Origin of the sequence: Chitinophaga polysaccharea (assembly GCF_007829335.1) — a bacterium.
GTDB classification, from domain to species: domain Bacteria; phylum Bacteroidota; class Bacteroidia; order Chitinophagales; family Chitinophagaceae; genus Chitinophaga; species Chitinophaga polysaccharea_B.
In genome coordinates, this window is record NZ_VIWO01000003.1 from 604,644 (window position 1) to 618,800 (window position 14,157).

Genomic DNA, 14,157 nt, shown 5'->3' on the forward strand with positions numbered 1-14,157 from the left:
AAATGGTGTCACTATTCCCAGTATTTTTCTCCCTTCTTCATTTTCTCCAGGGTAGTTTCATAATTCTTTCTCTCTTCGCCGCCAGCCTTATTCATGGCTTTTTCTTCCCAGGCCAGGGCGTCACTTTTTTTACCGGCTTTGTACAGCAGGTTGGCGTAGGTATCCATGAAAGCTGGGATTTCCTTGTCTTTGAAAGAACGTTTGCTCCATTCGAGCGCCTGTTCTATGCACTGCATATCGTTGCATTTTTCGAAGACGGTCCATGCAAATTCATTCAGGGACTGTGGATCTGCTTTGTGGCCATATTTTTTCATATAGGCCACAATGTTAGCCACCGCGTTGTTGGCATCTTTTACATAGCTGTAGTACTGGATTTTTGTTTTCAGGATCAGTTCTTCCGCAATAGATGGATATTTGGCTTTCACACTTTTTTCTACGCTTTCCCAGTCCGGTGCGCTCTTGTCTTTCTTCATCAGCTGGGGATATACATCTTCTTTGGCGGCAATTTCCATCACTTTGTTTTCAGCTACATCTTTGCCCAGTGCTTTATTTACTTTATCGGCGTGGTGCAGGAACACATCAAAGCCCGGATCTTTGCTGGATTGGGTGAATTTGCCCAGGAATTCCAGGTTAACAGGTGTGTACAGGTCTTTCTGCTGTGCCAGGTATTCTTTGGCAATTTTACCGGCATTTTCCATGTCGTATTTTTCCTGTGCCAGGTAGGCCAGTTTACGAAGGAAAGCGGTGTCTTTCTGACCCTGGGTGTATTTATCCAGCTGGGTATAATATTGCTGGGCAGGGTCCAGGGAGGCGGTAAAACGGTTGATGAACTGGTCGGCTTCACTGCCTCCTACCTGGCGGTCTACAATGCGGCCATCGGGCGCAAATACCAGGAAGGTAGGATAGGCGCGAACGCTGTACTCTTTTTCAATCTGTTGCGCATCGGCGTACCATTGTTTTACTTCCTCATTGTCTTTCGCGGTTTGGTCCATCTGCACCTTTACGCTGACATACTTATCATTCATAAAGTTGCCGACTTTTTCCTGTGGGAAAATCTGTGCAGACATCATCTTACAGGGACCGCACCAGGTAGTGAAGCAATCCATGAAGATGTACTTGTTTTCCGCTTTGGCTTTGGCTTTCACTTCCGCCCAGGTACTGCCATGTTCAAAATGGATGCCCTTCTCTTGCGCAAACGCCATCATGGGCGCGAGGATGGTTAACAGAAATAATTTTTTCATGCTAATATGATTTTGGTGGTTTTGATTGTTTGCTAATTTAACGTAGTTCACCGGGGCGCCAGGAGAATTTATTTGACATGATAAGTTGATAAAAAGAGAGGCATACCAAGTGAACTGCCGGTGTAACTTTTCTATTATTTCCTGCGTCCTACGGGCAACCATTCTAACATATAAACGCTTTTATGTATGAACTGTTTTGCTACCTGCCTGGTGTTGTCGGCAGTTTACCTGGCCGGATGTAAAAAAGATAATGCCCCCTCCGCGCCGGGTCCTTTTGCGCAGTATCATTTTGAAAAGATACCCTGGTGCTGACCCCTTTGAAGGTAGGGAGTCTACCTCTTATGCTATATGGGAAGTTAAGTATATATGCATGGGCCATTAGTATAATGACATCCACTATGAGGGCGGCTCCCGGTATAACGGGGAGCCGCTCTTTTTTTGTGCCTGTTTTTCGTAGCGTAATTAAATTGTATTAAATTGTTATGGGTTAAAACTGTGACCATGGCCGGAAAACATTATGTACAACCAGTAGCGCTGACTCCCCACAAACATCTGCAGCAACTGGTGGAAAACAGGCGCGTATTCAATTTAAAGAACTGTGAACTAAACATCTATGAAAGTTATGAACAAGCATGGCGGGTCCCCCTTACCTTCAACAATTTCGTAATCACTACCATGGTACAGGGCAAGAAGATCATGCATCTTTTCGATCAGCCGGCCTTTGATTATCGCCCCGGCGAAACCGTGATTGTACCGGCCAACGAAACGATGGTGATCGATTTCCCCGAAGCCACCATGAACAATCCTACCCAATGTATGGCGCTGGCCGTAGATGCGGCTTATATCGGTAAAACACTGGATTACCTGAACGAGTACCACAACAGCGAACGAACAGAAACCAAAGACTGGCATCTGCAGTTTAACCAGTATCATTTCAATAACGACCCGGATACCGCTGCCCTGATAGATAAATTAATGCGGGTGTGCTCCAGTCCCGACCGGGCCAGGGATATATATGCCGACCTGGGTGTGAAAGAATTGCTGATCCGTATTATCCAGCAGGATCATTTGGGTATGATTGCGCGGGAAAGTAATACCAACAGCAACAGCAGCCGTTTGCATTATGTACTGCACTATATACACGAACACCTGACGGAAAATATTTCCGTAGATGTATTGTGTCACAAAGCTTGCCTGAGCCGGAATGTATTTTTCAAATGGTTCAGGGAACAATTCGGCATTACGCCGTTGCAATACATTAACCGTGAGCGGCTCAAGCTGGCCAAGCAACTGCTGGCCGACCGGAACAAAACGGTGAGCGAAGTAGGACTGCTATGCGGCTTCAATGATACCAACTACTTTATCCGGTTGTTCAAGAGCTCGGAAGGTGTTACGCCAGGTACATATCAACTGGTTTGCACTGAATAATGCAAGAATATTTTTTCAGACCTGGTACACTTTGTTATCTTTTTTGAGATCAACCTTTGCCGGTTGTTTTTTCCTGGCCAGCAAAAATATGGTGGAGATAATGCATATACTACCTAGCCAGTCCATAACGGTAAACGGCACATTCAACCACATCAGGGAAAACAGCGCGGCTGAAAGCGGTTCTGCAGAAGCCAGCAGGCTGGTGGTTTGCGGCCCGATGAGTTTAACGGCCGTGAGGTAAGCGTAAAATGCTACCAGGCAACCCAGCAAAATAATGAATGCGGTGAACGCCAGCGTATAAATATCCCACTCCCCGGAAATGTTCCAGGGAGCATGGGTGCATCCCAGCAGTGCGCCTCCGATGATCATTGCCCAGCCAATAATGACAGGTGTTTGATAACGGGTAAGTAGCCTGGCAGGATAGATGCTGTAGAATGCCATGCTTACCGCCGATCCCAGTCCCCATGCCAATGCCTGGCCGGAAATGGATAAGCTGTCGGTTTTCCCATGTGTGACCATCAGGAAAGTACCTGCTACGGCCAGCACAATTGCCAGGTATTCCAGGGGTGTGGGCCACTTACGGGAATGCCAGGCCATATACACAGCGATCATCACGGGGCCGGAGTATTGTAATACAGTAGCAGTAGGGGCGTTGGAATGTTTAATGGCCGCAAAAAAAGTGTATTGTACGGCCAGCATACCCAGGATACTGAATACCAGCAGCTGCGTGGCCGACTTTTTATCCTGCCAGATCGCAAACACTTCCAAAGGATGCTGGCGCATGGCTATCAGCAACAACAGGATACCGGCCACCAGCAATCTTACAGTCACCAGCCACTCGGTATTGATGTTGCGGTACATAAAGAGGAATTGCCCGCAGGTACCGGATATTCCCCACAATATTGCTGCCGTAAGCGCCAGGATAATACCCCGCCATGTAGTCTTTTGTTTCATATATACTTTCCGGTGAGATAAGGGATCAACGGGTATGCAAATTTGCAGATATTATGGGAAATTATCTCCTGGTGGCTGAGGTGCTTTGGGGTTATTTACCGGGAACGGCCGACATAAAAACCTGGAGGTAGTTTTTTACATAGCGGTTATATACCACTGATTTCCCGTGGTGCAACCAGGTAACGGCGCCGGTGAGTGGTGCTTCGCTGTTGTTCTTTGTCAGCTGCCAGCTCCGCTGGGTAGCAGGTTGAGTAATAAACACGGTGTTGTTGGCGATATAGGCGAGGCGGCTGCCATCGGGACTAAAATTAAAGCCGCCCTGGATATTAAACCGGTGGAAGGTGAGTTGCTGAACGGCGCCGCCATTGGGGGATACGGCAAATATATTGATAAAGCCGGCGGTGTCTTTAGCGAGGAAAGCAATCAGGTTGCCGTCGGGCGTAGTGCGTAGCCAGTGCCGTGGTCCCTCTATGCCATTTGCGGTGAAGGTGATTCGTCGTTGCCGCACGCCGGCGGGTACGCCCGGTGGCTTATTGGCTGTGCCTTCCAGTGGTTGCCCGGCAACAGCAGTCGTCAACTCATCGGGCAGATCTGCTACAAATACTTCCGTCTTCGCCTGGTTATTTTTATCTCTCACATTGCCCTGGAAGGCAATGGCTCTTCGCTGGCGGCTGCCATCCGGGCGTATATAGCCGTTGGCGCCTATCCAGCTTTCATCAAATGCTTTGTCTATTTCATCGCTCCCGGGTTTGGGCACCGGTGTAACAGCAGTTACGACAACTGCGAACATGGCGCCGCTGTTATTCTCTGTGGTATCGCTTACGGAAACGGTTACCGGCCCGGGAAACATTACGCCCACCGTGCGCAGGTCTTTTACCGTGGGATCGGATTTACTTAATGTTTCCATCACGTAGTCATTATATGTAAAGCTGATCCACTGCCCGTCGCCGCTCCATGTATGCGCATGTGTACCGCCGCGTAAGGCGCCACGGGTGAATGGCGGCGTGATATTCCGGGCATCCATAAACAGGGGGCGGAAGGGCGCATCGATATCTACGGCTACGCCTGTACGACGACTTACACTATACGGATGATCTTTATCTGCATCACGGATCCCGTGGAGGAACAGGACCCTGTTCTTCACCGGGGAGAAAGTGGCAGCGCCCACCCCCGGCCCGAAATCCGTTTGGTGGGAAGTGCGGTATAATTCTCTTATTTCTTTTGTGCAGACGTTTACCATGGCGATGCCTCCCGTGGCTGCGATCAGCGTATCGTAGTTACGGGTATCATATACTATCCAGTTATCATCAGGAGAAACGCATTGGGTGCTATTGAGGGTGTGGCCCCCGGCGGTATAGGTGAGTTGTACGGTGGTCGGTTGTTTTTCCGGCAGGAGTGACTCATAGGCTTTACTGGTTTTGAAGTGCCTGAAATCATGGATCCTGTGAAAGGTCAGGTAATTGGCGTTGTGCTGATTGTCGGCCCCGCCATTAGCGTCGTCGTAAGCTGTTCGCGATACCGCTATGATGTCATTTCCATCAAACTGAAAATCCATATACTGGAAGCCGTGTTTTACTACATCGTCGTGATGCAATACGATTCCTTTTATCTGCCAATGGTACAGATCCGATGAATAGAGCAGTGCCTGGGTATTCCTTGTTCTTTCCGGGTTGCCGCCTTTGTCTTTTTCCGGAACGTAATTGGTGAGCGACCAATACAGCCTGCTTTTGGAATCATACCTAACCGCGAATTTTTTACAGCCTCCTGGGAAATCGATAAAGCCGGTTTCCGGGTGGAAGGAAGCTGTTTTGCCATCGCGGCTGATATCGATGATGGCTGCTTTTTCGTTACCATTAACGCGGTAGTCGGTTCTGAGCATCATCACCATATGTCCGTCGGGGGCCGGCACTGCGTTGCTTTCGAGCCAGCCGCCGAATTGTCCGTTCAGGTAGCTGGCGTTATATCCCAGCACATTGCTGGTAGTCCAGTTGCGGGCGTCGAGGTAGTTGCACCCAAGAGGGGCCGACATGATAAATGACCGGAAGTGCTTACCCCATCCGCCGCCGCCGTTTACATCTTCCATGCCTTTCCAGATACGGCCGTTGGCTACGACTACCGGGGTTGGCGCGCAATGATGCCGCCCTTTCAGCAGCCTGCCGGTGGTATCATTTTCCGGGTTGCTCCAGGTATGGCCCCCATCGGTCGATTGCCGGATCACCACATCACCGCCTTCTTTTTCCGGGCCTAGCAGGTATAGCGTATTTTTTTCGGCAAACAGCTGCGACCAGGTCTGCCCGTGGATTTGGCCTACTTGCTGCCAGCTTTTACCCTTGTTGCGCGAGGCAAACACATGCACGGTATTGGGCTGATTTTTCAGAGCGGGGCCAAAAAATTCATGGGAAGCAATGTAAGTGCCGTTCTGCAGTGTACAGATGCTGGGAGAGCCAATGTACAGGCTGTCGGCCGCAGGCCGGTGATTGATAACAGTGCCGGGAACCTGCGCCTTGCTGTCAGCCTGACAAAGGGTAATACTGACCATCAGGCCCAGGTATATTTTATGTAAAAGCATGCTGTCATTCAGTTAAGCGTAGGGACTACGTGGATAATCTTTGAAAAATAAGAAAATCGGGGGAACCTTACAACAGCCTAAGGGCTAATAATGGTATAAATCGCCTCCTAATTGTCGTGATTATACCCGCTCTATGATGAGTAGTCTACAGATATTTGTAACAGCAACAAGATCACTTTTAAAAACGATTGCTATGCGAAAATTAAAGTTACAAATGCAAATGACTATTGATGGTTTTGTAGCAGGGCCGAATGGAGAGCAGGACTGGGTATGGCTGGCGGGGCCAGATGAAGTTGGTTTCAGGGAAATCATTGCGCTGGCCGACAGCAGTGATACCATTTTGCTGGGGCGCAAAATGACCCGTGAATTCATTGATCATTGGGAGCATATGGTAGATCACCAGCCAGATCATCCCGCACAGCCTTTGGCACAGCTCATTGTAAATATGCGTAAGATTACTTTTAGTCATACCGAAACAGCGATTACCGGCAGAAACCTGGAGGTGGAAAATGGGGACCTGGCTACAGCTGTACAGGCGCTGAAAAAAGAACCAGGTAAGGATATCCTGGTGTACGGCGGCGCCGGTTTCGTGAGGTCGCTGATTGATCATGACCTGGTGGATGAATATTATATCATCAGTAATCCGGTTGCTATCGGTAGCGGGCTTAGCATTTTTAATGAAATGAAGGTGTTGAAATTAGAGCGCTCCATCCCCTTTAAAAATGGGAAAGTACTCAACAAATACCTGCCGGCGTAGGGTAATTTTTGCCTGTTCCAAACGATTTAATTATATTTACGTAATTAATTACGTAATCTGATTCGTATGGACTTCTTTAATAAAACAGGCAAAGCTGCCATAGGCAGCAGACTCCGTATGTTGACGGAAACCATTATGGAAGATGCTGCCCGGATTCACCAGTTATATGGCTCCAACCTGCAACCCAAATGGTTCCCGGTATATTATGTATTAACGGAGGGGGACGCTAAAACTATCACGGCAATTGCCAAGGAAATCGGGCATTCGCATCCTTCTGTATCCAAGATTATAGGGGAGATGAAGAAAGCAGGGCTGGTAGCCGAAAATAAAGACAAGGCCGATGGCAGAAGGAACCTGGTGCAGCTTACCAAAAAAGGGTTAGCGCTCAATGAAACACTGCAGCTGCAACTGATAGATGTTGGTAACGCCATCGAGGCTATTTCTGCACAGACTACCAACGACTTGTGGAAGGCTATTGCAGAGTGGGAATACCTGCTGGAGCAGCAATCGCTGATCAGCCGGGTAACCGCCTTGTGGAAGAAAAGGGAAGCAGATAAAGTAAAGATAGTAGATTATCAACCGGCGTATAAAACCGCCTTTAAGGCATTGAACGAAGAATGGATATCCCGCTGGTTTAAAATGGAGGCGGCCGATTATCAGTCGCTCGACAACCCCGAAGGATACATCCTTAAAAAAGGAGGGCATATTTTTGTGGCGCTGTTCAATGATGAACCGGTGGGGGTGTGCGCTTTAATAAAGATGGATGACCCGGACTATGATTACGAAATGGCTAAAATGGCGGTATCTCCCAAAGCCCAGGGCAAAAGCATAGGCTGGCTGCTGGGACAAGCCATCATTGAGAAAGCACGTTCCCTGGGTGCGCGCAATGTATTCCTGGAAAGCAATACCATCCTGAAACCGGCCATCAGCTTATATGAAAAGCTGGGCTTTAAAAAAGTAGTGAACCGGCCTTCTCCTTACGAACGCGCCAATATACAAATGGCTTTAGATATCGTATAGTCGTTGCTGTTATAAGCAAAAAGCATAAAGCGGAAAGCAAAAAGCTATTGACGCGAATGATGTTAGTGGACATAATATCCGCTCTTGTCATCCTCTTCAATAGCTTTTTGCTTTCCGCTTTATGCTTTTTGCTTTCTACTCCGTATATTGGAACGTTGAATACGACAGTTCCACGTTATATAAAAAAATTAAAAACTCAGCAGATGCTATCACCCGAATCGCCGGCAGCCGAAAAGAGGGCTACTTCCGCTGCCCCGGCAAAATTTACCGAGAAAAAATATGTGATTACCCTGATATTCGTTACCTCTCTGTTCATGTGCTGGGGCATTGCCCTCACGATGGGGGACGTGCTGAACAAACATTTCCAAAACGTATTGAATGTATCCAAGTCCCAATCCGGGTTGGTACAGTTTTCCATCTTTGGCGCCTATGCGCTGATGGGAGTCCCGGCGGGGTTATTTATTAAAAAGATGGGGTACAAAAATGGGGTGCTTTTAGGGCTTACTCTATATGCCATGGGCGCCTTCCTGTTTGTGCCTGCCGCCAATGCCGGCTCTTTTGCCGTTTTCCGGATAGCCCTGTTTGTACTGGCTTGTGGCATGGCTACGCTGGAAACGGTGGCGCATCCCTTTATGGCTGCCCTGGGCGATCAACGTACCAGCGACCAGCGTATTAACTTTGCGCAATCGTTCAATGCCGTTGGTGCCATGGTTGGCCCTACACTGGGTACGCATTTCCTGCTTAGCGCCACCCACGAGGCCGGAAATGAATTAGTATCAGTTAAGCAGTTATATATTTATATCGGTGTCGTAATCGCTGCTATCGCCATTGCGTTTGCTTTAGTGAAAGTGCCGCCGGTTACAGACCCGCACGATGGGGCCGGGGAAGCAGCAGTGGTAAAGGATGACCACAAAACATTATTTCAGCATAAAAACTTCGTATGGGCAGTTGTCGCCCAGTTCTTTAACGTAGCCGCACAGGCAGGCACCTGGGCATTTTTCATCAACTATGGCCACGAGGTAATGCATTTTTCCGACGAGAAAGCGGGTTACTTTATGCTGCCGTTTATGGGGATGATGCTGGCCGGTCGCTTCGTAGGCACCGCCCTGATGCGTTATATTGCTCCCAATAAATTGCTGGCAGCCTTTGCTCTCGGCAATATGCTGATGTGCATACTGGTAGCGCAAGGCTGGGGCTGGACTTCTTACATCGCCCTGCTGATGATCAACTTCTTCTTCAGCATCATGTATCCCACCATTTTCAGCCTGGGATTAAAGGACCTTGGGCCAAAAACCCAACAGGCTTCTTCCTTTATTGTGATGGGGATGTTTGGAGGGGCCGTATTTCCTTTCCTCATGGGCCGCATCGCCGACACCAACATTGCTACCGCATACTACCTGCCGGTAGTTTGTTATGCGGTGATTTTCCTTTTTGGTTATAAACTGTATAAACTAAGGTAAGCAGATGAACTACCGCTTTGTAATATGCCTGCTCCGGGCGGGCCTATCTGCACTGGGCACAACGGGGCGCTGCCAAACTGCGGCCCGATATGGCTACCCTGGATATGGTGGTTACTCTTATTAATACCAAACGTAAGGGATATTCTGATGAACAAACGGGCCGCATTCATTGTTCCTAACTTTGTAGATACATTGATTCATCAAAGATCGAACAGCTATGGTCCGTACACCAAAAGAAATCATCACTCATCTTTTATCTTCCGCCGGCATTACGGTCAACGGCCAACAACCATGGGACATACAGGTACATGACGACACTTTTTATAAAGCAGTATTGCACAATGGCTCCCTGGGATTAGGGGAGTCGTATATGCATCAGCAATGGGACTGCGAGTGCCCCGATGAGTTCTTTGCCAAAGTATTGAGGGCCAACCTGGATGTACAGGTCAGAAAGAGCCTGTCGTTCCAGGCGGAGATTTTAGCGGCCCGACTATTGAATTTCCAGACCTCTTCCCTGGCCTACCGCAATGGCAGCGCGCATTACGATATCGGGAATGATCTTTTTGAAGCCATGCTCGACAAGCGGATGACTTATACCTGCGGCTTCTGGGAAAAGGCGCACACCCTGGATGAAGCGCAGGAGTATAAGCTGGAGCTGAGCTGCCGTAAGTTGCAGTTGCAACCCGGCATGCATGTGCTGGATATCGGCTGCGGCTGGGGGAGTTTTGCACGCTACGCTGCCGAGCATTACGGCGTAAAGGTAACCGGCATTACCATCTCCAAAGAGCAAGCCGAGCTGGCGGCTGCCCTCTGTAAAGGCCTGCCGGTAGACATACGGCTTACCGACTACCGCGCAGTACACGAACCATTTGATGCCATTGTATCCCTGGGCATGTTTGAACACGTAGGGTATAAAAATTATGGTACTTACCTGCAAATGGTGCACCGTTGCCTGAAAGACGATGGGTTGTTTCTGCTACATTCTATTGGTGGCAATACGGCCAACCCGTTTACAGACCGGTGGCTGAATAAATACATTTTTCCCCATGCCATGATTCCCACCATCCGGCTGATAGGACAGTTTATAGAAGGATTGTTTGTGATGGAGCACTGGCAAAATTTCAGCGTTAACTACGATCGTACGCTGATGGCCTGGTACGACAATGTAGTACAGCACTGGGACCAGCTCAAATCCCGTTATGATCCCACTTTTTTCCGCATGTGGAAGTACTACCTGCTTTCCTGCGCCGGCTCTTTCCGGGCGAGGAAAAGTCAGTTGTGGCAAATCGTGCTTTCAAAAAATGGTGTTCCCGGAGGATACCGGTTTAACCTGCCTTAGGGCGGTTGCAGGAAATACTATCCCTCTTTTTTCAGGTAGTCGAATCCGCCTGTTCTCAGGTTAATGTTATACTCCAGATATGCTTTTAAACAAGCGAGGAAGTTAGCCCATCCTTCGGTATTTCCTTTCAGCCATTTGATACCGGCTTCATTGTTATCCATCTTGCCTTCAGAGATCTTTATCAGTGTAGCGTTACCGGGTCTTTCCGTGAGTGCAATATTTACGGTGAGATGATGATCTTTAGCGCCTTCCCATTCAAAAGAAACCAATTCATCCGGTACAATTTTCAGCACTTTGACGGTAAATCGGTCGGGAAATTCCGGGAATTGCCAGGTCACTTCTTTACCGGCTTCCATCGTGGCAGAGCCATTGGAAATAAAATAGCCCGACATTTTCTTCGGATCGATAATGGCCTGGAAAACTTCCTGTCTTGGTTTGGCTACCTGGATAGCAGCATTGATTTCTAATGATTGCATAACAGGGCGTGTTTGGTGAGGATAACGAATATACGAAAAAGAGCCTTGTGAAGGCCTCTTTAAAATGAAACTGACCTTCTTTTTTAGAAAGAAGGTCAGTGGGTAATAGCAGGTAGCTGATTTTGTTAGTAGTTCAGCGCTTTAAAGATGGCAATATCTTCAATGCTGAGGCGACCATTGAAGATGTGGAGATTATCGGTAGTCCCTAATCCCAGCTTGTTGATACGAAAACGTACAGGGCCTTTTATATTCATCAGGAAGGTAGCAGTTTTGGCGGTGGCGCTGGCATCGCGGATAGTATCGCTGGCGGGCAGCCAGTTAGCGCCCTGGTTGGTAGAGTATTCCAGCAACCAGCTGCAACTGGCATCGGTATAGTAGGCGCCATATGACAGCGTTACCTTCGACGCGCCATTGGGCAAATCAAAGTTCATCTGTACATACCCGGGCTTGTCGAGGTTTTGCTGCATACGTATACATTGCTTGCCGGTAGGATTGAACCGGTCGCGGTCTTTCGTGGTTCCCAATATCGCCTGGTCGAGCAACCACAGGCCTGTTTTCAAGTTGATGGCTTTCGCGGCGTAGCTTCCTTTTTCTGTGGCGTCGGGCGATTCAAAATCTTCCGGGTAACCGGCATATAAAGGTCCGCTGGCATTACTAACGTCTTTGGCTGTACGTAAACGGAGTTGTTTAACCGTATTACTGTCCGTGAAATTTCCGCTGGCGTTATAGTACACCGGGATACCCGTGAAGGTGGCGCTGGCTGGCAGTTTGTCTTTTGCAAAGGCGGCGCTTTCCAGGGTATGTAACACGATGGACGCATTCAACCCATCAAACAGCTGTTTATCTCCCGCATAAGTATCGGTGGGGGATGGCAGGTTTTTAAAATCTGCATTCACTTTTACCAGGGTGCCTTCATAGTTGGGGAAATTGGCTGCCAGTTCGGAGAGAGAAATGCTCTTCACCGTAACTTTCGCTTTCCGTTTCAGCAGGGTAATTTTATCCGGGCTGATGCCGCTGAGTTGCAGGGTGCCGGTTGCATTCGACAGGGTGGCGCCTATGATGTTGATGGTAACGGAGTCGCCTACACTATAGTTAACGGCGGTACTGGCGCCCAAAGCAATGGTAATACCACGGAGGATGCCGCGACCCTGGTCCTGTATCACCAGGTTACCGGCAGCCAGGTTGCCGGAGCTGGTATCGGAAATTACTACGCCATTGATGCGACCGGCCCCCATCAGGTGGTCGGTGGTCAGTTGAAAGGCGGTGCCTTTAAAAGTGTTGCGCAATACTTCCACGGCGGCTACTGGGCTGGGGGTGCCATGTGCATAGTCGATATCTTTCTTCAGACAACCGGTGAAGGCCATGCCTGCCAGTAAGAGGGTTGCTGAAAAACGTATATATTTCATGATTGATATTATTTATTTACGCTAAAGAATTAATTTTTGTTCCACCATACTTTCACGTTCAGGTCATCGCCCCCCATGGCTGTTACTGCTTTCTGGTAGTTGGTACGGTTGAGCGATTGTACATATACCGGGTATTTGAAGCGTGCCGGCATCACACCATTGTTCTGTAACCCGGGTCCTTTAGGCAATACGGGGTGCCCGGTGCGTTTGTACTCATGCCATTGCTGGAAGTCGGTGAAGAAGAGGCTATAGTATTTCTGCACCATGATCATCTCCATTTTATCTTCCGGGGAAAGGGCGTCGTTCCATTTTACGCCTTCGCGGTTGGTATACCCCGCTGGTACAGCGAGTCCCCAGAGTGTAATCCCGGCCTCCACGCCTTTATTGTAGTAGGTGGCAGGATTGCCGGAGATATAGCCTTTAAGGGCTGCTTCCGCCAGGATAAACTGCAGCTCGGAATAGTTCATGATGTTCCCCAGCAAGGGTTCATTCATGAGTGCTTTGGGATAGTAAGACAGGCGTTGGGGAATATTACCCGGCGCATATCCGCTGGGAATGCCTTCATAAGCGCCGCTCACGGTAGTAGCCCATTTGGCGATGCGGGGATCGCCCCATTCTTTCAGGTTATTGATGAAGAAGGAGGAGAGCCCGTTATCCCCGTTGAAGTCAAACTCCCGGTAAGTATAAAACGCGGAAGTATAGGGAGGTACGCCGGTAAAGCGGAGAATGGCGGATTCGTCGTTGTTCTGGAAGATAGGATAGTTGCCGGTATTCGTTTCTGCGATCTCTTTTATCTTCGCCGCTGCATTGATTTCTGTTTTCGCTGATGCGCGCATCAGCAGGCGCAGGTACAGGGAGTTGCCGAACTTACGCCATTGGTTAACCGTGGAATCGCCTTTGTACAGGGGATCCAGTGGGGCGTCGTCGGTAGGAACGGTTTGTTTTTTAGCGAGCAAGGTATTGGCTTCTTCCAGCTTGCGAAACAGGTCGGTGTAAATATCCTTTTGCGCGTCAAATTTGGGTTGGTAAATTGTATCGCGCCCCCGGTTGGCCTCCGAGTAAGGCACATCTCCAAACATATCCGTGATCATAGAGGTGGTCCATACATCGAGGATCAAACCGATACCCATATACGTACTGGACTGCAATTTTTGGGCGCCTTTATACATATCTACGAAGTTGGTACGGGCCAGGTACCAGTTATTCCACATATTATCTGATTCGCCGGGGCGGATGACATAGCGGTGTATTTCATCGGAATTGATGGTGGTTACATGGTCCTGCATCAGCTCATTGGTGAGGCGAAGCGCGCGGGTTTGGTTATTATTAATTACGCTATATAATGCAGGCGCCAGCAAGGTTTCCGGGGTGGCTACCGGCGATGTGTTGGGATCGTTATTGATGTTGACGAAATCCTTTTTGCAGGCCATCATACCGATACAAAGGGCGGCCACTAAAGAAAAGGCAGTGATCCTGATATTTTTCATGATACTTCTTTTTGCGATAA

General features: G+C 48.8%; 12 protein-coding genes. 6 read left to right on the forward strand and 6 right to left on the reverse strand.

The window, feature by feature from the left end; genetic code table 11:
• Window positions 1-11: 11 nt before the first annotated feature.
• Complete coding sequence (locus tag FHW36_RS14025; RefSeq protein ID WP_186452431.1) at window positions 12-1,241, reverse strand: thioredoxin family protein; 1,230 nt, start codon at window positions 1,239-1,241, stop codon at window positions 12-14.
• A gap of 186 nt (window positions 1,242-1,427) precedes the next feature.
• On the opposite strand from FHW36_RS14025, the gene FHW36_RS30950 reads away from it, so the two are divergent.
• Together FHW36_RS30950 and FHW36_RS14030 are read left to right on the forward strand one after the other, a co-directional pair.
• Window positions 1,428-1,553, forward strand: a complete 126-nt coding sequence (locus tag FHW36_RS30950) for a hypothetical protein (RefSeq protein WP_262713394.1) — start codon at window positions 1,428-1,430, stop codon at window positions 1,551-1,553.
• 189 nt (window positions 1,554-1,742) lie between these two features.
• Complete coding sequence (locus FHW36_RS14030; RefSeq protein WP_145669898.1) at window positions 1,743-2,669, forward strand: AraC family transcriptional regulator; 927 nt, start codon at window positions 1,743-1,745, stop codon at window positions 2,667-2,669.
• A gap of 15 nt (window positions 2,670-2,684) precedes the next feature.
• On the opposite strand, the gene FHW36_RS14035 is transcribed toward FHW36_RS14030, so the two are convergent.
• Window positions 2,685-3,623 (reverse strand): DMT family transporter, encoded by a 939-nt coding sequence (locus FHW36_RS14035; RefSeq protein WP_145669900.1) that lies wholly within the window; start codon window positions 3,621-3,623, stop codon window positions 2,685-2,687.
• Between the two features lie 91 nt (window positions 3,624-3,714).
• Entirely contained in the window at window positions 3,715-6,192 is a 2,478-nt protein-coding gene (locus FHW36_RS30710; protein WP_222429072.1) for a DUF3748 domain-containing protein, read from the reverse strand.
• 193 nt (window positions 6,193-6,385) lie between these two features.
• On the opposite strand from FHW36_RS30710, the gene FHW36_RS14050 reads away from it, so the two are divergent.
• The 4 genes from FHW36_RS14050 (at window position 6,386) to cfa (ending at window position 10,768) form a co-directional block, all read left to right on the forward strand.
• Complete coding sequence (locus tag FHW36_RS14050; RefSeq protein WP_145669902.1) at window positions 6,386-6,949, forward strand: dihydrofolate reductase family protein; 564 nt, start codon at window positions 6,386-6,388, stop codon at window positions 6,947-6,949.
• A gap of 66 nt (window positions 6,950-7,015) precedes the next feature.
• On the forward strand, window positions 7,016-7,969 hold the full coding sequence (locus FHW36_RS14055; protein WP_145669903.1) for a bifunctional helix-turn-helix transcriptional regulator/GNAT family N-acetyltransferase: 954 nt from the start codon (window positions 7,016-7,018) through the stop codon (window positions 7,967-7,969).
• Window positions 7,970-8,172: 203 nt separating this feature from the next.
• Window positions 8,173-9,429, forward strand: a complete 1,257-nt coding sequence (gene fucP / locus FHW36_RS14060) for an L-fucose:H+ symporter permease (RefSeq protein WP_145669907.1) — start codon at window positions 8,173-8,175, stop codon at window positions 9,427-9,429.
• Window positions 9,430-9,646: 217 nt separating this feature from the next.
• A complete protein-coding gene (gene cfa, locus FHW36_RS14065) occupies window positions 9,647-10,768 on the forward strand; it encodes a cyclopropane fatty acyl phospholipid synthase (protein WP_145669910.1) in 1,122 nt (373 codons plus the stop codon).
• A gap of 17 nt (window positions 10,769-10,785) precedes the next feature.
• Here the strand turns inward: cfa and FHW36_RS14070 are convergent, their stop codons facing one another.
• From FHW36_RS14070 to FHW36_RS14080, 3 genes are all read right to left on the reverse strand, one after another.
• Window positions 10,786-11,244 (reverse strand): SRPBCC domain-containing protein, encoded by a 459-nt coding sequence (locus FHW36_RS14070; RefSeq protein ID WP_145669912.1) that lies wholly within the window; start codon window positions 11,242-11,244, stop codon window positions 10,786-10,788.
• Between the two features lie 125 nt (window positions 11,245-11,369).
• Window positions 11,370-12,650 carry a DUF5689 domain-containing protein gene (locus FHW36_RS14075; protein ID WP_145669915.1) on the reverse strand — a complete coding sequence of 427 codons (1,281 nt, stop codon included), beginning with the start codon at window positions 12,648-12,650 and terminating at the stop codon, window positions 11,370-11,372.
• Window positions 12,651-12,679: 29 nt separating this feature from the next.
• The gene (locus FHW36_RS14080; protein WP_145669917.1) at window positions 12,680-14,137 is read right to left on the reverse strand and encodes a SusD/RagB family nutrient-binding outer membrane lipoprotein; all 1,458 of its coding nucleotides are present in this window, start codon (window positions 14,135-14,137) and stop codon (window positions 12,680-12,682) included.
• Window positions 14,138-14,157: the final 20 nt, after the last annotated feature.

Coding starts and splice junctions, on each gene's coding strand:
- FHW36_RS14025 (WP_186452431.1), bottom strand. CDS start 1,241: ATGAAAAAATTATTTCTGTTAACCATCCTCGCGCCCATGATGGCGTTT.
- FHW36_RS30950 (WP_262713394.1), top strand. CDS start 1,428: ATGAACTGTTTTGCTACCTGCCTGGTGTTGTCGGCAGTTTACCTGGCC.
- FHW36_RS14030 (WP_145669898.1), top strand. CDS start 1,743: ATGGCCGGAAAACATTATGTACAACCAGTAGCGCTGACTCCCCACAAA.
- FHW36_RS14035 (WP_145669900.1), bottom strand. CDS start 3,623: ATGAAACAAAAGACTACATGGCGGGGTATTATCCTGGCGCTTACGGCA.
- FHW36_RS30710 (WP_222429072.1), bottom strand. CDS start 6,192: ATGCTTTTACATAAAATATACCTGGGCCTGATGGTCAGTATTACCCTT.
- FHW36_RS14050 (WP_145669902.1), top strand. CDS start 6,386: ATGCGAAAATTAAAGTTACAAATGCAAATGACTATTGATGGTTTTGTA.
- FHW36_RS14055 (WP_145669903.1), top strand. CDS start 7,016: ATGGACTTCTTTAATAAAACAGGCAAAGCTGCCATAGGCAGCAGACTC.
- fucP (WP_145669907.1), top strand. CDS start 8,173: ATGCTATCACCCGAATCGCCGGCAGCCGAAAAGAGGGCTACTTCCGCT.
- cfa (WP_145669910.1), top strand. CDS start 9,647: ATGGTCCGTACACCAAAAGAAATCATCACTCATCTTTTATCTTCCGCC.
- FHW36_RS14070 (WP_145669912.1), bottom strand. CDS start 11,244: ATGCAATCATTAGAAATCAATGCTGCTATCCAGGTAGCCAAACCAAGA.
- FHW36_RS14075 (WP_145669915.1), bottom strand. CDS start 12,650: ATGAAATATATACGTTTTTCAGCAACCCTCTTACTGGCAGGCATGGCC.
- FHW36_RS14080 (WP_145669917.1), bottom strand. CDS start 14,137: ATGAAAAATATCAGGATCACTGCCTTTTCTTTAGTGGCCGCCCTTTGT.